Genomic DNA, 20,840 nt, shown 5'->3' with positions numbered 1-20,840 from the left:
CCGTCACCCTCTTTTGTTTCTAACTGTTTACACATACACTTGATGTGTGTACATGTAGGAGGTGACCGACGTGACGACTATTAACCTGGCGCCGGTGTTCACACTCGAACAGGCACGTATGGCGGGACTGCGCAAGGACGAGGTATACGACCTGCTCGCGGCTGAGGAGATCGAGCGTGTGGGACGTGGCGTGTATCTGTACCCCGGCATGCTTGATGAGCGCTTTGTTTCTCTCGCCTCCGCGACCGCTGTGCGATCGGAGGCGACAATGTGTCTGACTAGCGCGCTCGCGCATCATGACCTCACCGACGTTATCCCGTTCGACACCGACATCGCCTTACCTCGCGGAACCAGGCATCCGGCCGGGTTCGACCACGTGACATGGCACAGCTTCGCCCCCGACACCTTCACCCTCGGACGTGAAACACACCGTGTTGCTCCGGGTGTGACGATGGCGATCTACTCGCCCGAGCGGACCATCATCGACTGTTTCCGACTCATGCATCACGAGGGCAGCGAGACTGCCTACGATGCACTCCGGCGGTGGTTGCCCCGCACCGGGTCAACGCCGGCGAGGTTGCTGCGCATGGCCGATGCCTTCCCCAAGGCGAAGCCGAGGCTGCGCCTGGCGTTGGAGGTGCTGCTGTGACTCCGGCGCCGAACCGTAACACCCGCGCCGGTCAGGTGTATAACGACTTGCGCAACATCGCCCGCGCCCACCGTCGCGATCCGGCAGAGTACTTCACCCTGTACGCCCTCGAAGGATTCCTCGTCCGCCTGGTTGCTTCAAAGGTTTCGAACGACTTCGTTCTCAAAGGTGGCGTGCTCATGGCTGCGTTCGCCGCGCGCCGACCCACCCGAGACATCGACCTCGCCGCCACCGGGTTCCCCAACTACATCCTCGACGTTGAGGCTCGTGTCCGGGAGATCATCGTTCAACAACCCGATGACGGCTTGGTCTTCGAACTCGGCTCTGTCTCCGGTGAGTCGATCCGTGATGACGCGGTCTATACCGGCGTCCGTGTCAAACTCAACGTTCGTCTGGCCACCGCACGTATTGCTTTGCACGTTGACGTTAACTTTGGCGATCCGATCTGGCCCGCACCGGTCGAGCAGGAACTGCCATGCTTACTTGGTGGAACGCTCCGCTTGCGCGGGTACCCCGACCACATGGTTCTTGCAGAGAAGATCGTCACCGCTCTCGAGCGCGGCGAGGTGAACACCCGCTGGCGCGACTTCGTCGACATTGCTTGGATTGTCGGCACACGCCGCATCACCTACGCCGACCAACGCGCCGCTCTCGAAGCCGTCGCAGACCACCGCCACACGCAGTTGGACTCAATGCGACCGCTACTGGAGACCATGCCCGACCTGGCCGAGCGGAGGTGGCAGAACTGGCGGCGTAAACAGCGCCTTGCAGCCACTACGCCAGAGCATTTCGCCGACCTCCTCGCCGAGTGCCTCGCATACGCCGAACCCGTGCTGGACCGCAGAGCAACGGGCACGACCTGGGATCCGCGGTCGCGGTCCTGGGAAATCCCACTGTGAGGGGCGCGGGTTTGGATTCGGTGGCCAGCAAAGCTGGGGTGACGGTCAACGAAGCACGGTCGGTGGTTGGTGTGCTCATGATGAAAGGCCGAGCTGCAAAGGACACCCACGGGTGGAAGAAGACTGGTTAGAGGCTCTGTTCTGTGCGTGGTGAGAGCGGCATCATGACAGCGCGTCGTACCCCGCAGTCGGTTGGCAACAAACCATCAAGAGCGCATCGACGCAGTAACTCGTATCATCCGCGTTTGACTTCCACAATTACAGTGCCATTGGTGCAAGTTGCGCGTGTTGCTTCGACCATGAGCACAGCAATTGTTGATGCCAGTGATAAAGACCATTCAGGAGCAGAAAATACTGCAGTACACAAGCTTTGCGCTTGTCGGAGCGCCCACCGGTTGTCAAGATTCACACGGTCCTGCGCCATTTCTAAGTTTTGCAAGGCTAGTGGCACCAGGTAGGTACTGTCGAACCATGTCGTAGCTTCTGAGGTCCACCGTTTGTGGTGCCTTCGGCACAGTAATTGCGCATGTACTTCAACAGCAGACCGCACATTGGCTAGCGCTGAAAACTGGTCCACGAGCTGCTGGATTGCTTCCTCACCAAAGCCGCCTCTCGCATGTGGCACTTGAACGCGGATGCTGTCGAAGCTGGAAGTGCCTAGCTGTTTGACAGCCTCTCCTGCAGCATGGACCAGTAGAGGGACGGATTGCAGTGCGACCGATGAGGTGTAAACGCCTGTTTGGAACCAGGCCAGTTCACCGCTGATTGTCTGGTCGATTTGTGCACCATCATCGAAGCACCAAAACGCTTCATGCGCCTGAAGCTGGTTTGAATCAAACCACTGCGGAGCCAAGGCGTGACACGTGCCAGAAAAACGTGCGAACGCTCCTTCTGGTTCCAACTCGCCTGACTCGATTGCAGACACGATCGGAGCAGAGAGTGTAACCGATCCAGTGAGGCTAACAATTAGAGGGTCTAGGTCATTCATGTGGTGCATCTAAGGGTTCTCGCAGGGCTGTAGTACTTGTTGGGAGTATCAATGTATCCGATCAGGTCGACGTCGACCTCTTCGCCGCGCGTCATAACAGTGTCTCCAAGGCGCGGATGATCGGAGTCTTGGCCCGGGGGAGCTGCAAGGCGATCTGAATCAGGTTGTTGGGCTTCCCTCCACGACGCAATCACTCCCTGAGTGAGTCTCGTGCGATCTCGTAGCCGAGCTGGCCGCGGAGACGGAACGCGTCGGCGATGCAACGTTCGGGGGAGTAGAGCCCGATCGATAGGTCTGCGCCTCTGACCGGCACTTCGTCGCGTCCGAGGTCGAAGGTCTCGGTGTCAAACTGGTGCCAGGTGATCGCCTGCTCGGTAATGGCCGGCGCGGAGTGGAAAGTGCACCTCCTTGAACAAGGAGAGAGCGCATGAACACATCGCGACACCAGCCAGGCGTCAATGCTCGTCCGGGCCGTACAAGTCGATCGATGGTCTATCCAGCCTACAAACAGAGCGGTCCCAAATCCCCTATGAGTCTCGAAGTGTTGCGCGTATGCAGGAAGTGCGGTGTGCTCTGAGGTTCGTAAGTCTCGGGTTTTCAAGCGACGTTGAGAATGATGTCTTTGTTCGCTCTCCACTCGATGATGCCCTCATCCATCGCTTTCGCATCGATGCCTCGTTCACGCAACCACACGGCGGCTTTGCTCAGCCCAGACATATTCTTCTCTTTCATGGAAAAGGGTAACGCTCTCGTGGTGGGAAGCAGTGAGCTTTCGCCTCAGCGCTGTTCGTTCCGTGCCCAGAAGAGAACGGAGATTAGGAGGGTAACGAGGGTGCCGCCGCCAATGGACAGCACCTGGTAGCTCGTGGCGTGCAAGACGGCCCCGGATGCCACCCCGCCGGCGGCGCCGGCGAGCGCGATGAGCACATCGATGGTGCCCTGTGTCTTAGGTCGGTTCTGCGGCACTGTTGCATCGACCACGAGCGCTGTGCCTGCGATTAGGCCAAAGTTCCATCCGAGGCCGAGCAGTACGAGCGCAAGGATTAGCAGTCCGAGAGAATCGGCAGGAGCAAGTGCTGCCAAGAGCCCGGCGAGCAACAGTGTGACTCCGGACGCGATCACCATTGGGGTGCGACCAAGTTTGTCGACGAGGGTGCCGGTGAATAGTGAGGGTAGCCACATCGCTCCGATATGGAGTCCGATCACGAGACCAATCGCGTCCATTCCGTAGTTGTGGGCTCTCATGTGTACCGGAGTCATCGACATGATCGCGATCATGACGATCTGCGTGAGCACCATTACCGTCGCGCCGACGTATGCGCTCACCCCGACTTTCGGTAGTGTCGTGGCCTGATCACTCTGGGCGACTTGGGTTGTTTCGTGTTGGGCTATGTCTCGTGCAAGCAGGTAGGGGTCGGGGCGGAGGAATGCGAACAGGAAGAGACCAGCCACGGTATAGGCAACCGCTGCCAGGATGAACGGACCCGCCAGAGTTGGCACGCCTATCGCGTCAGCGAAAACGCCCATTGGCTCGATGAGGTTGGGGCCTGCGACGGCACCGATCGTGGTGGCGACCATCGCCATGCTCGCTCCGAACCCGCGCCTGCTGGGCAGTGCCAGGTCTGTGCCAGCATAGCGGGCTTGCAGGTTCGTCGCAGTGCCTGAGCCGTAGACGAACAAAGCAACGAACAACAGTGGAGCGTTGTCTGCGATTGCGGCGATCACGACGCCGAGAGCGCCGATCCCACCGGTGATGAACCCGCAGGCCAAGCCCATGCGGCGACCGAATCGCTGTGTGGAGCGGCCCACAAGGTAGGCGGCGAGGGCCGAGCCAAGCGTGAATAGGCCAGTCGGCAAGCCGGAGAGAGCATCGGAGCCGAGCATGTCTTGCGCAAGCAGCGCTCCTACAGCGATCCCGGCAGCCAGGCCAGCACCCCCAAGGATCTGGCTCAGGATCACAACTGTGAGCGTGCGTTTGTGCACGCGGGCACGTTCGTGTTCACTAATCGGTGCGTGGAGTTTAGAACCGGTATTCATTCGGTATCTTTCGTGGTGAGTGACGAGCGTGGGTGCAAAGTCCAGTTGGTGCCGACGCAAGTCGGAATGTCTCTGCAAGCTGAATTAGCGATTCGAGGTCAGTGACGTTTCGTCCCGGGGCGGTGTGGTGCTTGACGGCTCAGAACACCAGTGTCTTGTCAGAAGCGAAAGTGAGGTCGGCGAGTTCGTTTATCGTTGAGCGGCATACGCCGGAGGTTAGCATGTCTTCACTCATACCCCGCGCATCGCCTCGACCGTGCAGCGGGGCGTGGGCATGAGCTGGGATCCGCGATCTAGGTCCTGGGAAATCCCACTGTGAGGGGCGCGGGTTTGGATTCGGTGGCCAGCAAAGCTGGCGTGACGGTCAACGAAGCACGGTCGGTAGTTGGTGTGCACATGATGAAAGACCGACCTGCAAAGGACACCCGCGGGTGGAAGAAGAGTGGTTAGGGGCGCCAGAAAGACGGCGGTTTGATCGTGCTCTTCCGTGCTAGCCTGTCACCCGTAGTTAATGATTCAAACAGGTGGGAGTTCCTGCTGGACCGAGGCGGTAGTGCAAAGGGGGCGCCAGAGTTGAAGACACTTTTAGCTGTGGAGGCGATGACCCTCGGCGTCAACAGGATGGCGGAGCACGCGCAGAAACGTGGTTACAAACTCAGGCTTCTTGCCTCGGACCCTTCGATTTATTCTGATACAGAAGGTGCTGACGTACTCACATTCCCCACAAACGATCACGAACAATTGCGCGCATACATTAGAGCCGAGCGAAATAACATAGGTGCCGTTTTTAGCTCTACTGACACATGGGGTGTGATTGCGGCTGAGTTACGTGAAGAGTTTGATTTTCCACGTCGATTTTCAAGCTCTCGTCTCAAGAATTTCCGTGACAAGGAGTGGGTGCAACGGGAACTCTCCGCGTATTCCGCCACGCCTGTCAGTGATTTTCCTAAAATAGTCAAGCCACGTAATGGAACTGGATCACTCGGCATTGACCTTGTTCACACCGAGCACGAACTGGAAGAACTTCGCGCTTCTGCGGGAGACCAGGACGCTTTCGTAACCGAACCCTACTATCGTGGACCGCTGTATTCGGCCGAGTTCTGGTCAAACGGCAACTCCACTGTTTTCTTCGGCATCACAAACCGAATTTTGACGGCCCCACCAGTCTTTCTCGAAAACGTCAAAACCTTTCCCCACGAGTATGGGACACCGTGGGAAGCTGAGGTCGAACAATGGGGGAAGAGCCTCCTTGCGAAGCTACAGTACGACGTTGGGTTCGCACACGTAGAGTTCATTGAGACTGCCACCGGGTTTGCGCTGGTCGAACTTAACGCGCGGATGCCCGGCGCTTTGATCACACCTGCAATTGACACATGCACCAACTTTGACCCGTACGCTCTGGCTGTCGCTGATGCCCTCAACATGGAACCTCACCTCCCTGAGATCCGTGAAGTTTGTGCAGGCCATAGTCATGTGAGCATCTATTCCACTCAAACTGGCCAACTTCGCGGTATAGAGAGGCTTGATAATCTGCGGTTTTATCCGGGGCAGCCCGGGTGGATTCCGTCAAAGTCGATAGGTGACCACATCACGGACACCACGTCGTACAAGGCGCGCATCGGAAACGTGTACGCCACAGCAGCAACTCCTGCCCTGGCGCAAGACAGAGCTCTTGCGGCCTCGCAAGCGCTAACGGTGGATGTCCAATGATGCCTGACCCTTCCAAAAATGGTTCAATAGAATCAGTTGATGCAGCGACATCATCCACCTGGGTGTTTCTCGTTGCAATTGTGATCAGCGGGATCACGACATTCATGTTCTACCCGCTGATCACTCTTGAACTCATCGATCGTGGTGTTGGTGCTGGCGCTACTGGATTGATTCTTGGCCTTCTCTCAGGCACCGGGCAAATTCTCTCTGGACTGATAGGGGCAGTCAACGCCAGATTAGGATCGAGAACACTGGCAATAGGTGGTTTGGCTCTTCGCAGCGTGGGCCTCCTCGTTTTTGCGTTTGACAGCAACGTACTGACGTACGCGGTTGGCGCCGTTGTTGCAAGCCTTGGGAGTTCTTCGACAGCTCTCGCATTGAAAACTGAACTCATGAGGGCTTCGTCTGACCGCCGAACGATCACAATGCGATCTATCGCCGTTAACCTTGGCGCGCTCGTAGGGCCGTCGATCGGCGGCGTCGTTTTTGTGGTTGCCTCGTTCTCCGTCATTGTTTTGTCGGTTGTTACTTCATATGTGTTGCTTGGTTTGGGTTTACTGTTTGTGAAGTTCAAACCACCGGAAGAAAGCGGCCAAGACACGAAAACTCGCATGCGAAGCGACAGGCGTCGGCTTGACCGACTGTTTTTCGTTTTGATTGGATGCACACTGGCGTACTGGGGGATTTATTCTCAGTGGCCACTCGTCGTGCCACTCTATGCGGAAAGTGGCTTTGGCACGCCACTTGGATCTCCATGGGTGTATACCGGAAACGCGATTCTCATCCTTGTTCTGCAATACCCACTGTTAGTGAAACTCCTCAAACCCGTTCGATCTTCTTATGTTTTGGCCATCGGGTTTCTGTTGTTCGTCGGAAGCTTTCTGGTTCTACCAATTCCAGCGGGGCCAGCGACAGTGATCCTCTTTGCAACACTCTTTAGTCTGGCTGAACTTCTTGTGAGTCCCACACTGGACGAAGTCACAGCTCAGCTCCGTAGAGAAGGAACTGGTTTGACACGTGCCTACGGAGCCACAGCCACCGCAGCAGGCGTGTCATCACTCATAGGTGCGAGCGCAGGCGGTGCTTTGATCGAACACTTCGATTCTCCTGCGTCAGTGATGTATTTGGCGGTCCCTTTAGCTGTATTGGGCTTTACCGGAGCAGTTGTTCTTTCACGTCGAAAGGCTGGATCATGAATTTCTATACTCTCACTCCGCGCCAGGAAGTGATTGATGCTGCCCACAATGCTGGTGCGGAGATTGTTCCTGTCGCGAACGCTCAGTTTTTGTCATCGCTCGAAAACTTCGACGGCGAAACAGTCGAGGTACATGACCCTCTCGACGCCCTCAGCGTGGTTAGGGCGCTCGAACCTTTCATTAGTGCAAAAGGTGAGCAGGGTGATGCACTGTGTGTTGGCCTAGGTGACGACACGTCTCAAGTAGCCGCACTTATAAACAGTGCATTGGGGCTTGCAGAAGGAAAGTTTGCTTCGTTTACAAGTCTTGAAATTATGCGCGATAAGCATCGGCTACGCGAAGCTCTTCCCGAGCGGTCACCTATAAACGGGCTGCATTCGATGCTCGACCTGACAACAGGCACAGACTCCAGACTTCAGGATTTTTTCCGACAGACACAGCACGGCCTCGTCCTTAAACCCAACTCGGGTTCTGGTAGTCGAGATGTCCGTAGCGTCGTTTCAGAAGTAGAACTCCAAGACCTGGCGGTTGAGCCCGGTCAATACCTAGTCGAACAACGGTTTGTCGGGCCGGAGTTTTCAGTCGAAACTATTTCGTGGGCAGGCCAACATAGCCCGCTGGTCGTGACCGAGAAAGTAACTGGCGGAATAACTGGTCTCGTTGAGACTGGACATCATCAGCCAGCTCGTATTTCTGAAGAGTCGCGTGATCGCTTGTTCGATGCTACACGAACCGTCCTCGATTCTGCCAACTATCAGTTCGGGCTCTCACACATCGAATTCATACTGGAAGATGGTCAGCCCCGTTTGATCGAAGCACATGGACGCGTTGGGGGAGATCATATTGCTGACCTCATGGAGTGGAGCGTCGGAGCAACAGCATTCAACATACTGTTCAGCGCTTACCAGCACCAGCGATTGCCAAACGATGCGCCGCGTGGCGAACAGTCAGCCGTATTCTTCCCGGACCTGAGTGAGTGCCCACATACCGACGAACAGTGGTTAGCCTGCGTTCGCCAACATGAGGATGTAAAAGATGCAGGGATCATGAAAGCCGCAGGTGACCGTGGTCCCATCACGTGCTCAGCGGACAGACATGCATACGTCATCCTTTCCGGCCAAAACATTTCTCGAACCGTACAGACCCTTCAAAGTCAGAAGGTACTGCCATAAACATGGAGCGCTGTCGCTAGAGATGCGAACCTGGCGTACCCTTAAAGAATGGCGACTTCCCCCCACAACGCCAACGCAACTGGCGAACCTCAGCATGACCGGTTGAGTGCCGAATACCTCGACGCACTCGACCGCTTTCACAACGAACTGACGGTACACAAGAACGCATCGGAACACACCGTGCGCAACTACATCGCCGACGCCACCAACCTCATGCAATTCCTCACCCACGACGGCAACGGTGACCCCATCCCTTTGGCCGACGTTGAAATCGGCAACCTCCGCCAGTGGCTCCTACACCTATCTGCTCAAGGTGCCTCGTCCGGAACCCTCGCCCGTCGCATCGCCGGTATCCGGTCGTTCTTCACCTTCACCACCCGGGCCGGCATCACCGCCACCAACCCGGCCAGCAGACTATCCACGCCCAAAAAAGCCACCCGCCTGCCCACCGTTTTACAGCAGTCCCACACAGAAGACGTGCTCACACAACCTTTTGAGCCACCCGCCGACGACGCGAACCTCAACAAGACCCAACGCGCTACACGTACACGCGACATCGCACTCGTCGAACTGCTGTACGCCACCGGCATGCGCGTATCCGAACTCGTCAATCTCGACACCACCGACGTCGACTGGACCGCCGGACTCATCACGGTTCTAGGAAAAGGAAACAAACAACGCCGAATCCCATTCGGTGGCCCCTCGCAACGAGCCCTCACCGAATGGTTAGAAGTCAGAAACCACCTGGCCAGTGAAGGTCAAGAAGCCCTGTTTGTAGGCGTCCGAGGTGGCAGAATCAACCAGCGCCAAGTACGCGATGTGGTCCACAAGGCGACGGCCAAACGAGCCAACTCACCGGAAATCTCGCCCCACGGTCTACGCCACTCGGCTGCCACCCACATGGTTGAAAACGGGGCCGACATCCGCCAAGTGCAAGAGTTCCTGGGCCACGCCACCCTGAGCTCAACCCAGATATACACGCACGTGAGCCTGGGCAAACTTAAAGATTCCTACACGCAGGCCCACCCACGCGCCTAAATTCACTTACTGTGCCAAGTACGCGTCCAAAGACTCAGCAAATGGGGTGTCACCGTCGAGGATGTCCAGGTCCTTCCCGTACGTGCGCTCATCGGTCACGATGTGCAGAATGAAGTTCGCTACATCGGCACGCGCCGTAGTCGAACCCTTACGCACCTCACCCTGGGAAACCGAAAGCTTCCCGGTCTCGGGCTCATCTGTCAGAAGCCCAGGCTTGACAATCGTGAAGTCCAAGTCAGATGCCCGAAGCGAGTCATCAGCAATACGTTTTGCATCCCAGTACGCGGCAAAGACCGGGTCAGTGCCTTCCGCAGTTGGGTGCTCGGCCCCAACGAACGACACCTGTACGAACCGGCTCACGCCCGCTTCCTTGGCTGCCTGCTGGGAAGTGATCGCGGCTTTCAAGTCCGAGGTGTATTTCCGGAACACACCCGAACCTCCGCCCGCACCAGCGAGGAACACAACGGCGTCGTGACCTTTAACGACCTGGGCCAGTTCTGAAACCGCCGCTGTCTCCACATCGAGAACTACTGGGTGAGCGCCCATAGCGTTGAGCTCATCGACATGATCAGGGTTTCTCACCACGCTGGTGATACTGACGTCACCTTTGCGTTCAGTGACCAGACGAGCAATTTTTCCGTGTCCACCAATGATTGCAATACGTGTGCTCATACTCGCGAAACACACACTTCGCGCGAACTATTCCATGTAGTCCATGGTCACTTTCTGTACCGAATCAGGGTATTCCTCACTCAGCCCGCCCGTTTAGCCCATGAATTCCCAGTGCCACGGCTCGGGCAATGACCCGCCTTGGCGTGCCCAGCCCGGGTGATCCCACCCGTACTTGGGGCCGTTCGCACGCAACCACCGGTGCTCCGCTGTTCCAAAGCGGTTGATGCCACCGCCGAGGTCCACGGCAAGGCCCCACCCGTGGTTCGACCTGCCCGGGGTGGCAGCCATCCTGCCTTTGCGCTTCTTCAAAATCACCTGCTGCTCATACGTGCGATAGGAGTCAGTGACCGAAATCGGCCGGCCAAATTTGGCCTTGAACGCTGCCGATAACTCATCGAAGGCCCGTGCTGCGTCACATCTGAGCATGTGCCCAGGCGCAGACTTCACAGCGCACATCGCGACTGAGGGGATTCGCCCGTTTTGGTGCCCACCCCACGGGCCTGCTCCTTTACCTTTGCCTTTATAACTCGGCTGTTGGTCGACCGCCACGGGCTTAGGCGCTTGTGCCTCTGGCAACAGGATCGATGCGCCTGAGGCGAAGAAATTCACCGGGTTGAGGTAATCCTTTGCCCGGTCCTTACGCCACACACCCACATGTACACACCCCTGCGGGCAGTGAGACGGTGAGGACACCTTAGCCATGTGCATCCCCGGAGTAATGTCGTCGCCCTTCTTCAAATCGCTGTCCACCGACTCATAACTCACCACATAGTTACCCACCTCGACACTCATCACGCGCTTCCCCGCGATCACTCCCACGAACCGCACCACGCCAAAACCTGGGGCACGCACGGGCTCACCGGGCAGCGCCAGGACATCGACACCTCGGTGCCCGGACTGCCAATTCTTGTCTGGCTTATCGAAACCACGGATCACTTCAAACCCAGGCACCGGAGTCATCCACGTGCCGGACGGTTCATCTGAGCGCTCACCGGGTGACGCATGCACCACGGAATCTGGAACATATGTGGCACTCATCAGCGTCAGTGCTAATACGAGCCACGAAACTACAGTCAAAATTCGAGAAATCATGTACTCATCGCACTATGTGATCAGCGCTGACAAAAGACCCGAACCCAACGCTGTGGAAACCGCGAAATCTTCCACAGTGCCTCTGCCACGAGAACGAAAAACAATCCACACGAGCTGTGCCTCAAGTAACTATTTGGCTACTCGCGCGTGACCTGCATAAAATAGGGCCAGCAGGAGTGTCAGAACTCTTGACTACGCGTATCCGACACACGAGCGGTGCCTCAGGTGCGTTTTATCCACACATAATCCTCCAGCAGGACACGTGGGTGAAGCGTGGGCTCCCGCCACGGATACCAGGAACAAACCGAAATCCGCACAGGGTCAACCCAGTTGGAACCTGTGCCCGAACGCGCGTAAGCGCCATGAAAGGAGGGCGTCGGCATGGCCGTCGTCACCACTCGCCAGTTGCTCGACTCCGGTGTTCACTTTGGTCACCAGACTCGTCGCTGGAACCCCAAGATGAAGCGTTTCATTTTCACGGAACGTAACGGCATCTACATCATTGACCTGCAGCAGACGCTGGGCTACATCGACACCGCATTTGAGTTCATCAAAGAAACCGTTGCGCACGGCGGATCGATCATGTTTGTCGGAACCAAGAAGCAGGCCCAGGAAGCTATTGCCGAACAGGCACAGCGCGTTGGTCAGCCATACGTGAACCAGCGCTGGTTGGGCGGTATGCTCACCAACTTCCAGACCATCTCCGGTCGTCTGCGCCGTCTGAAGGAACTCGAAGAAATCGACTTCGACGACGTAGCTGGTTCAGGTCACACCAAGAAGGAACTGCTCATCCTGTCGCGCGAAAAGGAAAAGCTTGAGCGCACCCTGGGCGGTATCCGCGACATGCAGCGCACCCCTTCAGCAGTGTGGATCGTTGACACCAAGAAGGAACACCTGGCTGTTGACGAAGCTAAGAAGCTGGGTATCCCAATCGTGGGTATCCTCGACACCAACTGCGACCCTGACGAAGTTGACTACCCAATCCCAGGTAACGACGACTCGATCCGCTCCGTAGCCCTTCTGACCCGCGTCGTTGCAGACGCAGTTGCCGAAGGTCTGCTCAAGCGCCACTCGTCTGACGAAGGTGAAAAGAACGTTTCCGCTGTTGACGTTGAACCAATGCCAGAGTGGGAGCGCGAACTCCTCGAAGGTAAGGGCGAAGACAACGCTAAGGCTGACGAAGCCAGGGCAGAAGAAACCAAGGAAGCCAAGGACGAAACCAAGGCTGCTGACGCTCAGGAAGAACCCAAGGCTGAAGCAGCTCAGGCAGAATCCAAGGAAGAAGCCGCCGCTGACGCCGACAACAAGTCGACTGAAGCCTGACACGTTAGTGCTGTAACCCTAAGCACATAAATCCTCTCGACTTTAGGAGATCACATGGCAAACTACACCGCCGCTGACATCAAGGCTCTGCGCGAAAAGACCGGTGCAGGCATGATGGACGTGAAGAAGGCTCTTGACGAAGCTCAGGGCGACCAGGCTAAGGCTATTGAAATCCTGCGCGTTAAAGGCCTCAAGGGTGCCACCAAGCGCGAAGGACGTTCCACCTCGGACGGTCTTGTTGCTATCAAGACCGACGGTGGCGTCGGAACCATGATCGAATTCAACTCCGAAACCGACTTCGTTGCTAAGTCCGACAAGTTCATCAGCCTGGCTGATGAAATTCTGGAACTGGCAGTTGCGAACAACGCTTCGGACGCTGAAGAGTTCAAGAACGTGGAAATCGACGGCAAGCCTGTCTCCCAGATCATCACCGAAGGTGGTGCCTCCCTGGGTGAAAAGGTTGACCTCAAGAAGGTTGTACGCCTCGAAGGTGCCAAGCTCGCTTCCTACCTGCACCGCACCAACAAGGACCTGCCTCCGCAGGTTGGTGTGTTGCTGGCTTACGAAGGTGACAACGACCAGGCTGCACACGACGTAGCTGTGCACATTGCTGCTCTTGCACCTAAGTACTTCAGCCGCGAAGACGTCCCAGCTGACCTGGTTGAAAAGGAGCGCGAAATCGCTCTGGAAACCGCAAAGAACGAAGGCAAGCCAGAAGCTGCTCTGCCAAAAATCGTTGAAGGTCGCGTGAACGGATTCTTCAAGGAAAACGTTCTGCTGGACCAGGGCTTTGCCAAGGAGCCAAAGAAGTCGGTTCAGTCCGTTCTGGACGAAGCTGGCATCAAGGCAACCGGTTTCGCTCGCGTGCGTGTTGGATCCTAATCTAAGCGCTAGCTAACGCAACGTGCCACCACATTTTTGTGGTGGCACGTTCTGTTTTGCCGGGTGCCCTGTAGGGACGTGCCACGTTGGGATGAAGCCCCCAAGTTCACGTGGTCTTTACCCAAGCGGGACCTGATCTTTACCGCGCCGCGAGCCCAAAGTCACACCCAGCGCATAGCCTGTAAGGAACACCCGCAATCGAAAGGACCAACGATGACCCTCATGCTCGGTGACGTAGCCCCTGATTTCACCACCGAAACCTCGGCCGGTGAGATCTCCTTCCACGACTGGGCTGGTGATAGCTGGGTGGTGTTCTTCTCACACCCCGCAGACTTCACCCCCGTATGCACCACCGAACTGGGTCGCGTTGCGCAACTGAGCGAGGAATGGGCAATGCGTGGCGTTAAGCCAATCGCCCTGTCCGTGGACTCCAATGAAGAACACACCAGCTGGATCCCGGACATCAACTCCTACAACAACACCACCGTGGAGTACCCCATCATCGCGGACCCAGACAAGACGGTCGCTGAACTTTACGGCATGATCCACCCCAACGAGGGGGACACGTCGTCCGTGCGTTCGGTGTTCGTCATTGACCCGGCCAAGCAGATCCGCCTGACCATGACCTACCCCAAGTCAACCGGGCGTAACTTTGACGAAATCCTGCGCGTGATCGACGCCCTCCAAACCGCTGAGCGCGCTGAAGTCGCAACCCCAGTGGACTGGAAAGACGGCGACAAGATCATCGTCCCAACAGGCATCACAACTGACGAAGCCCGCGAACGTTTTGACGACGTCGAAGAGGCCTTCCCTTATCTGCGCACGGCTCGGATCCGCGAAAACTAGAACGACCTCGGCGGCGCTTACACAAAGACCGCTGGCGAACGTTAGTATTAGAGGTGGCCCGCAAGTTCTGACGTGAGGATCCCATGGAATCGCCTGTTCATTTTTCTAGCCACGCAATGCATCCGGTTCGTACTGATCGCAGGCGAGTGCTTCTGAAACTGTCAGGTGAAGTTTTCGGTGGGGGATCCGTCGGGGTGAACCCAGATATTGTTGCGTCAATCGCTAAGCAGATTGTGCCCACCGTGCCCGAGGTGGAAATCAGTATCGTCGTAGGTGGCGGCAACTTCTTCCGCGGGGCGGAACTGCAGCAACGCGGAATGGACCGTACTCGTGCGGACTACATGGGTATGTTGGGCACCGTGATGAACTGCCTTGCTCTGCAGGACTTCTTGGAACAGCAAGGATTGGATACGCGCGTCCAGACCGCGATTCCTATGAGCCAGGTGGCTGAGTCGTACATTCCACGTCGCGCCATGCGACACATGGAAAAAGACCGCGTGGTGATTTTCGGTGCGGGTGCTGGACTGCCGTTCTTCTCAACCGACACCGTGGCGGCACAGCGTGCACTCGAAATCCACGCCGACGAAGTTCTTATCGCCAAGAACGGCGTGGACGGCGTGTACACCGCGGACCCAAAGAAGGACCCGTCGGCAACCAAACTCGACCACATCACGTTCCAGGACGCACTGACCCGAGGTCTCAAAGTTGTTGACGCGACCGCGTTCAGCTTGTGCATGGACAACGCCCTTCCCATGCGTGTGTTTGGCATGGAAGGCGACGGGAATTTGCGCCGCGCGATTATGGGTGAAGACATCGGCACGGTCGTCAGCGCTTAAAGCAGGTCAGCGCTTAACGCTAGTCGCCCAGATTCGCCCAGGTAGGATTAGACATAACGTCCCAAGGAGAAGACAGTGATCAACGGAATTCTTAAAGAAGCCAGCGCCAAAATGGACGGTGCTATCGAAGCCACTCAGGCCGCTTTCGGCAACGTGCGTACCGGTCGTGCGAACCCCGGCCTGTTTGCCAACATTCCCGTGGAGTACTACGGAACTCCCACACCTATGCAGCAGCTGGCCTCGTTCCAGGTGCCTGAAGCGCGCACCATTCTCATCACCCCATATGACCGAGGTGCTCTGACAGACATCGAGAACGCCCTGCGTAACTCCGACATCGGTGCCAACCCCGCTAACGACGGAAACGTTATCCGCGTGACTCTCCCGGAACTCACCGAAGAGCGCCGTAAGGAGTACGTCAAGATCGTTAAGGGTGACGCTGAAGAAGGCCGCATCTCAGTACGCAACGTGCGCCGTAAGGCCAAAGAGCAGCTGGAACGCATCCAGAAGGACGGCGAAGCCGGAGAAGACGAAGTCAAGCACGCTCTTGGTGAACTCGACGAAATCACCAAGAAGAAGGTTGACGAAATCGACTCGCTTCTGGCCGCTAAAGAAAAAGAGTTGCTTGAAGTCTGATTTGTCGTCCTACGACGAGCGCCAGTCGAACGCTTCGACTGGCGCATCTTCGACTTCTCAGAATCGCATCACTGGGACTGAACCCAACCCGCAGGCACCCCAACCGCCTAAACAGGATTACGGGCGCGCCGGACGCAACCTGCCTGCGGCTATCGCGGTTGGCCTGGTGCTGGGTGGCGCTGTTCTTGCCAGCCTGGTATTCATCCCTGAGCTGTTTTTGATTGTGGCGCTGGTCGGTGTCATGGCAGCGACGTGGGAACTGTCGAATGCGCTGAGCCGGTCCGGATCTAAAGTGGCGCGCGTGCCCACCATGATTTCGGCGGGAACCATGATTCTTGCTGCCTACTTCCTAGGGCGTGAAGCACTCTGGGTGGCGTTCAGTTTAGGGTGCGGGTTCATCCTCATCTACAACCAGATTCGCCGTCACCGGCTCAATCCGGTGAAAGATGTGTGCTTGAGCATCTTCGCCCTCACGTATGTGGGGCTCATGGGTTCTTTTATCGCCTACATGCTGTCCTTCCCCATGGGCAACATGTTGGTGATCACCTTCCTTGCCATGGTGGTTGCTAGTGACACGGGCGGTTACACCTTTGGTGTTCTGTGGGGCAAACACCCCATTGCGCCAAGTATTTCGCCTAAGAAGTCATGGGAAGGGTTCGCTGGTTCGGCACTGTTCTCCACTGTTGTGGGCATCTGCATGGTGGTATTGGCGTTCGGTGCTCCGTGGTGGGCAGGCCTTGTTTTGGGAGTAGTTATCCCCGCTTTTGCCACCCTGGGTGACTTCTCCGAATCCATGATCAAACGTGACCTTGGCCTGAAAGACATGGGCACCCTGCTACCGGGGCATGGGGGAGTCATGGACCGGCTGGACTCGATCCTTCCAACTGCACCCGTGGCCCTCGCACTGTTCCACTTCCTGCCGGGCCTCCTTCTCTAAGGAACCGTGCACCACGTGAAGTGTTTGTCTGAGCCGATTCGTGCGATACTGGGAGGGCCATGGCCCAGAATTTAACACCTCGTCAGGTACGCCCAGTTGTCGAACATGAGGACGGAACGACCTCGAAAACCCCCATGCGGGACGGTCGTCCGCTCCTAAACTTCCGTTCGCCTCGGGTAAAACAACCCCCTCAGCACTTAGCAGACCTGTCGCTCGAGGAACTGACGCAAGCTGTAAAAGACAAAGGGCTTCCCGGGTTCCGTGCCAAGCAGCTGGCCACCCATTACTACGTACACAACACCACCGATCCAGCTGACATGACAGATTTGCCAGCTGATCAGCGTGAGGAACTCGCCGCAGAGTTCTTCCCACCATTGCTCACCGAAGTCAGGCGCCTACGCACAGAAGACGGCGACACGATTAAGTTCCTGTGGCGACTTTTCGACGGCGCCATGGTTGAATCCGTGCTCATGCGCTACCGCAACCGCATCACCTTGTGCGTGTCCTCCCAGTGTGGGTGCGGAATGAACTGCCCATTCTGTGCAACCGGCCAGCAGGGCCTCACCCGCAACATGTCAACGGCTGAAATCGTCGACCAAGTCATCCAAGCCAACCGCGTAATCGCAGCCGGTGAACTGGCCCCCACCGCCGGGGCAACCACTAACTACCTTGGCGAAGAAGCCGCGGAAGTTGGCTCCGAAGCCGATGCCTCCGAAAACTCAGCCACCTCGGAAGCCACCCCCAACCCCGAAAACTCCACAACCACCTCGGCCGGGGTACACGACCGCGTGACCAACGTGGTGTTCATGGGAATGGGCGAACCGCTAGCCAACTACAAGCGCGTCATGAACGCGGTACGCCGCTTCACCACCCCTGCGCCAGCCGGCCTGGGCATGTCGCCGCGCCGCATCACCGTGTCAACCGTGGGTTTGGTGCCGGGAATCAAGAAACTCGCCGCGGAAAACATCCCGGTCACCTTCGCTCTGAGCCTGCACGCACCGGATGACGACCTGCGCGACGAAATGATCCCGGTCAACACGCGGTGGAACGCAGACGAAGCGATCGACGCCGCATATGACTACTACAAAACCACCGGCCGGCGCGTGTCGATCGAATACGCGCTCATTAAGGACATGAACGACCACGCGTGGCGCGCCGAGCTACTGGCTAAGAAGCTCAACGCCCGAGGTCGTGGCTGGGTTCACGTGAACCCCATTCCGCTGAATCCCACGCCGGGTTCCGTGTGGACGGCTTCCGAGCCCGAGGTCGCCGCTGAGTTCGTGCGCAGGCTCGTCAAGGCGGGGGTTCCGACTACAATTCGAGACACACGCGGTAAAGACATCGACGGCGCGTGTGGTCAGCTGGCTGCTGAGGATGAGGACTAAGGAGACGCTTTGGAACAGAACTTCCCCAAGATGTCGGGGTGGAAGAACGGTTATGACCCTGCTCAGGTCGACAGCTTCTTCAAGCGCGCCCGCGAAAGCTTTGAGCGCGAAACCCCTCAGCCTGGTGACTTGGATGCGCGCGCGGTGCGCACGGTCGGTTTTGACTTGAAGCGTGGCGGCTACCACGTGGGGGTTGTCGACGCTGCTCTTGACCGTTTGGAAGACGCGTTCGCTAAGCGTAGCCGTGAACAGTTGATTACCACATCTGGTGAGCAGGCCTGGGTTGATGAGCTCACCCGTGCGGCTGGCTCCCTGCGGGGGCGTTTGAGCCGTGAGCCGGGAGAGCGTTTTAACTTGGCGGAGCGTGGCGCCATTGGCTACGACATTGAAGAAGTCGACAAAATGTGCGACAAGATCAACGCCTACTTCACCGATGGCTTGGCGATGAGCGTTGACGAGGTTCGTCGCGTCCTGTTTAAGATCCGCAAGGGTAAGAAGGCTTACAACGAAGACCAGGTTGATGCGTTTATTGACCGTGTTGTTGAAGTGATGGCTTCGGTTGACTGATATCCACTGGTTTGCCCGGCCCGGGGTTCGCGGGGAGGGCCATCCGGGGCTCATGAACCCGGTGTATGAGCTGTTGGATTTTCCCGTTGCGATGGGGCGCGCTGATGACGTGTTTGTGCGCGACCGCAACTGTTTTGGGGAGCTGGTGGAGCTCACCTTCGCCGAGGTGTTAGACCGCTGTGCTAAGTTCGCCGGCGTTTTGCGCCTCATGGATGTGGGTGAAGGGACGTGCGTTTCCGTTGCCTCTGACGTGTCCCCGCTGACTGCTCACTTGGTGAGGTTGGGCGCGTGGCGTGTGGGCGCGTGTGTGGCGCCCGCAGACCCAGATGCCTCGGTTCGGGTTGTGGCGGGGGAGACTCCAGCTCAGAGTCCCAGCGAACGAGGTGCTCACCAGGCGTTTTCTAAGCCTGTGAAGGCGTTGCCCAGTCATTTTGAGGGCGCTGTTGCCCTGTTTGAAGGTAACGAGTTTGTTCTAGACACGGTTGTGCGTGACGCGCGCGTTGAACCGGCTGCTGTGGTGGAGCTTCGCCCCGATGCGGTGGTTCAGTGCCCCGGCCAAGACGTGCCCCAGGCTCAACGCCTGACCGCCTTGGAAGCAATCGCGACTTACGCTTAGGCGACGAGCCACCCTAAAACGTGAAGCCAAAACGCGAAAGTGGCCAGGAACAGCTCAACCGTTCCCAGCCACTTCAATCTATGTGATCTATGCGTGTCCCTTTACGCGAACGCGTTGATGCCGGTGAGCGACCGTCCCAACGTGAGCTGGTGAACCTCGTGGGTTCCTTCGTACGTGAGAACGGTTTCCAGGTTGATGGCGTGGCGCAGTGGCGAGTATTCGCTGGTGATACCCGATCCACCGAACAGCGCACGCAGGTCACGGCAGATGTTCATCGCGGTGTCAGCGGTGACCATCTTGCCCAGGCTGATCTGCTCAGGACGAACACCCGTGGTGTCCTTGAGCTTGCCCAGGTGGGCTGCCAGCAGGGTGATCTGCGAGTACTGGCCAAATGCCTTTGCCAGCTTCTGCTGCGTGATCTGGAATGCCGCGAGTGGCTTGTCGAACTGGATGCGTGAACCGGTGTACATGAGCGCCTGCTCAAGCGCGTCGCGCGCAGCACCCGTAGCACCAAACACAATCCCAAAACGAGCCTCAGACAAGCACGTGAGCGGCCCACGCAGACCCTTTGCCTTAGGCATCATGGCGTCAGCTGGGAGGCGCACGTTGTCCAGCACGATTTCACCCGTGATGGAAGCGCGCAGCGACAGCTTGCGCTGAACCTTGGGGCACTCAACACCAGGTGTGTCGGTCGGAACTACGAAACCGCGGATCACGGGGCGACCCTTGTCGTCTTCTTCGTCGGTCTTGGCCCACACAACGGCGACATCGGCAACAGGGGAGTTGGTGATCCACATCTTTGCACCGTTGAGCACCCAGTCGTCACCGTCGCGCTTTGCCACGGTGCGCATGTTGGACGGGTCAGATCCCACATCGGGTTCGGTCAGACCAAAGCACCCAATGGCTTCACCCTGTGCCATGCGTGGCAGCCATTCGTTCTTCTGTTCTTCTGAACCCCAGTGGTGGATCGCGAACATCGCAAGCGACCCCTGCACGGACACCAGTGAACGCAGCCCGGAGTCCACAGCTTCGAGTTCACGGCACGCCAGACCGTACTGGGTCGCGCTGGACCCTGCACATCCGTAGCCTTCCAAGTGCATTCCCAGAACGCCCAGCTGTCCCAGTTCCTTGGCGAGTTCACGAGCAGGGATAGTGCCTTCTAAGTACCAGTCGCCGATCTTGTCGCGCAGGTTGTCATCGGCCCACTTGCGAACCACACCGGCCCATTCGAGGTCTTCTTTGCTAAAAACCGAGTCGATTTGCAGGATTTCGTCCGGCGTTTGCGTCTTTGCCACGTTTGTCTCCTTGTTTCCGATGATGTGTTTGTGCGAATGCGTATCTGAAACGTCTATCTGCACTGTA

At 57.5% G+C, this 20,840-nt stretch carries 23 protein-coding genes; 17 read left to right on the top strand and 6 right to left on the bottom strand.

Translation table 11 applies throughout. From position 1 onward, the window contains the following. The first annotated feature begins 70 nt into the window (after positions 1–70). Genes QP868_RS06460 through QP868_RS06450 form a run of 3 tightly spaced genes read left to right on the top strand, consistent with a single transcriptional unit; the run spans position 71 to position 1,679 of the window. Positions 71–649 carry a type IV toxin-antitoxin system AbiEi family antitoxin domain-containing protein gene (locus QP868_RS06460; protein ID WP_284925784.1) on the top strand — a complete coding sequence of 193 codons (579 nt, stop codon included), beginning with the start codon at positions 71–73 and terminating at the stop codon, positions 647–649. Further along, entirely contained in the window at positions 646–1,548 is a 903-nt protein-coding gene (locus tag QP868_RS06455) for a nucleotidyl transferase AbiEii/AbiGii toxin family protein (protein WP_284925783.1), read from the top strand. The genes QP868_RS06460 and QP868_RS06455 overlap by 4 nt, the downstream gene beginning before the upstream one ends. After that, positions 1,545–1,679, top strand: a complete 135-nt coding sequence (locus QP868_RS06450; protein ID WP_284925782.1) for a hypothetical protein — start codon at positions 1,545–1,547, stop codon at positions 1,677–1,679. Before QP868_RS06455 ends, QP868_RS06450 begins: the two co-directional genes overlap by 4 nt. Before the next feature lie 104 nt (positions 1,680–1,783). Here QP868_RS06450 and QP868_RS06445 read toward each other — a convergent pair whose 3' ends face one another. The 3 genes from QP868_RS06445 to QP868_RS06435 form a co-directional block, all read right to left on the bottom strand. Further along, positions 1,784–2,473 (bottom strand): hypothetical protein, encoded by a 690-nt coding sequence (locus tag QP868_RS06445; protein ID WP_284925781.1) that lies wholly within the window; start codon positions 2,471–2,473, stop codon positions 1,784–1,786. 660 nt (positions 2,474–3,133) lie between these two features. Beyond that, complete coding sequence (locus QP868_RS06440) at positions 3,134–3,268, bottom strand: hypothetical protein (protein ID WP_284925780.1); 135 nt, start codon at positions 3,266–3,268, stop codon at positions 3,134–3,136. A gap of 45 nt (positions 3,269–3,313) precedes the next feature. Further along, complete coding sequence (locus tag QP868_RS06435) at positions 3,314–4,633, bottom strand: MFS transporter (protein WP_284925779.1); 1,320 nt, start codon at positions 4,631–4,633, stop codon at positions 3,314–3,316. A 255-nt stretch (positions 4,634–4,888) separates the two neighbouring features. Here QP868_RS06435 and QP868_RS06430 point away from each other — a divergent pair, with 255 nt between their 5' ends. The 5 genes from QP868_RS06430 (at position 4,889) to QP868_RS06410 (ending at position 9,689) form a co-directional block, all read left to right on the top strand. Then, entirely contained in the window at positions 4,889–5,023 is a 135-nt protein-coding gene (locus QP868_RS06430; protein WP_284925778.1) for a hypothetical protein, read from the top strand. A gap of 123 nt (positions 5,024–5,146) precedes the next feature. Continuing rightward, the gene (locus QP868_RS06425; RefSeq protein WP_284925777.1) at positions 5,147–6,283 is read left to right on the top strand and encodes an ATP-grasp domain-containing protein; all 1,137 of its coding nucleotides are present in this window, start codon (positions 5,147–5,149) and stop codon (positions 6,281–6,283) included. Continuing rightward, complete coding sequence (locus QP868_RS06420) at positions 6,280–7,479, top strand: MFS transporter (RefSeq protein ID WP_284925776.1); 1,200 nt, start codon at positions 6,280–6,282, stop codon at positions 7,477–7,479. Before QP868_RS06425 ends, QP868_RS06420 begins: the two co-directional genes overlap by 4 nt. After that, the gene (locus tag QP868_RS06415) at positions 7,476–8,651 is read left to right on the top strand and encodes an ATP-grasp domain-containing protein (protein ID WP_284925775.1); all 1,176 of its coding nucleotides are present in this window, start codon (positions 7,476–7,478) and stop codon (positions 8,649–8,651) included. Before QP868_RS06420 ends, QP868_RS06415 begins: the two co-directional genes overlap by 4 nt. Positions 8,652–8,699: 48 nt before the next feature. Then, the gene (locus QP868_RS06410; RefSeq protein ID WP_284925774.1) at positions 8,700–9,689 is read left to right on the top strand and encodes a tyrosine recombinase XerC; all 990 of its coding nucleotides are present in this window, start codon (positions 8,700–8,702) and stop codon (positions 9,687–9,689) included. 6 nt (positions 9,690–9,695) lie between these two features. Here the strand turns inward: QP868_RS06410 and QP868_RS06405 are convergent, their stop codons facing one another. Both QP868_RS06405 and QP868_RS06400 read right to left on the bottom strand, forming a co-directional pair. Then, on the bottom strand, positions 9,696–10,361 hold the full coding sequence (locus QP868_RS06405) for an SDR family oxidoreductase (protein ID WP_284925773.1): 666 nt from the start codon (positions 10,359–10,361) through the stop codon (positions 9,696–9,698). Between the two features lie 93 nt (positions 10,362–10,454). Beyond that, the gene (locus QP868_RS06400; RefSeq protein ID WP_284925772.1) at positions 10,455–11,453 is read right to left on the bottom strand and encodes a D-alanyl-D-alanine carboxypeptidase family protein; all 999 of its coding nucleotides are present in this window, start codon (positions 11,451–11,453) and stop codon (positions 10,455–10,457) included. A gap of 381 nt (positions 11,454–11,834) precedes the next feature. On the opposite strand from QP868_RS06400, the gene rpsB reads away from it, so the two are divergent. The 9 genes from rpsB (at position 11,835) to QP868_RS06355 (ending at position 19,478) form a co-directional block, all read left to right on the top strand. Then, positions 11,835–12,776: a 30S ribosomal protein S2 gene (gene rpsB, locus QP868_RS06395; RefSeq protein ID WP_284925771.1), complete on the top strand. Its 942-nt coding sequence runs from the start codon at positions 11,835–11,837 to the stop codon at positions 12,774–12,776. A gap of 54 nt (positions 12,777–12,830) precedes the next feature. Further along, a complete protein-coding gene (gene tsf, locus QP868_RS06390; protein ID WP_284925770.1) occupies positions 12,831–13,658 on the top strand; it encodes a translation elongation factor Ts in 828 nt (275 codons plus the stop codon). Positions 13,659–13,871: 213 nt separating this feature from the next. Continuing rightward, the gene (locus QP868_RS06385; protein ID WP_284925769.1) at positions 13,872–14,504 is read left to right on the top strand and encodes a peroxiredoxin; all 633 of its coding nucleotides are present in this window, start codon (positions 13,872–13,874) and stop codon (positions 14,502–14,504) included. An 83-nt stretch (positions 14,505–14,587) separates the two neighbouring features. Then, the gene (gene pyrH / locus QP868_RS06380; protein ID WP_005885628.1) at positions 14,588–15,340 is read left to right on the top strand and encodes a UMP kinase; all 753 of its coding nucleotides are present in this window, start codon (positions 14,588–14,590) and stop codon (positions 15,338–15,340) included. A gap of 111 nt (positions 15,341–15,451) precedes the next feature. Then, positions 15,452–15,973, top strand: a complete 522-nt coding sequence (gene frr, locus QP868_RS06375) for a ribosome recycling factor (protein ID WP_473964633.1) — start codon at positions 15,452–15,454, stop codon at positions 15,971–15,973. Next, a complete protein-coding gene (locus QP868_RS06370) occupies positions 15,963–16,910 on the top strand; it encodes a phosphatidate cytidylyltransferase (protein ID WP_284925767.1) in 948 nt (315 codons plus the stop codon). The genes frr and QP868_RS06370 overlap by 11 nt, the downstream gene beginning before the upstream one ends. A gap of 59 nt (positions 16,911–16,969) precedes the next feature. Further along, positions 16,970–18,295, top strand: a complete 1,326-nt coding sequence (gene rlmN / locus QP868_RS06365) for a 23S rRNA (adenine(2503)-C(2))-methyltransferase RlmN (RefSeq protein ID WP_473964631.1) — start codon at positions 16,970–16,972, stop codon at positions 18,293–18,295. Positions 18,296–18,304: 9 nt separating this feature from the next. Next, on the top strand, positions 18,305–18,862 hold the full coding sequence (locus QP868_RS06360; protein ID WP_284925766.1) for a DivIVA domain-containing protein: 558 nt from the start codon (positions 18,305–18,307) through the stop codon (positions 18,860–18,862). Then, positions 18,855–19,478, top strand: coding sequence for an AMP-binding protein (locus QP868_RS06355; RefSeq protein WP_284925765.1), 624 nt, complete (start codon positions 18,855–18,857; stop codon positions 19,476–19,478). The genes QP868_RS06360 and QP868_RS06355 overlap by 8 nt, the downstream gene beginning before the upstream one ends. A 101-nt stretch (positions 19,479–19,579) precedes the next feature. Here the strand turns inward: QP868_RS06355 and QP868_RS06350 are convergent, their stop codons facing one another. After that, positions 19,580–20,773, bottom strand: a complete 1,194-nt coding sequence (locus tag QP868_RS06350; RefSeq protein WP_040348945.1) for an acyl-CoA dehydrogenase family protein — start codon at positions 20,771–20,773, stop codon at positions 19,580–19,582. Positions 20,774–20,840 lie beyond the last annotated feature (67 nt).

The organism is Brevibacterium sp. UMB1308A, from assembly GCF_030230605.1.
Classification (GTDB): domain Bacteria; phylum Actinomycetota; class Actinomycetes; order Actinomycetales; family Brevibacteriaceae; genus Brevibacterium.
Note: the sequence above shows the minus strand (reverse complement) of the source record. Positions and strands in the feature narration are given on the sequence as shown.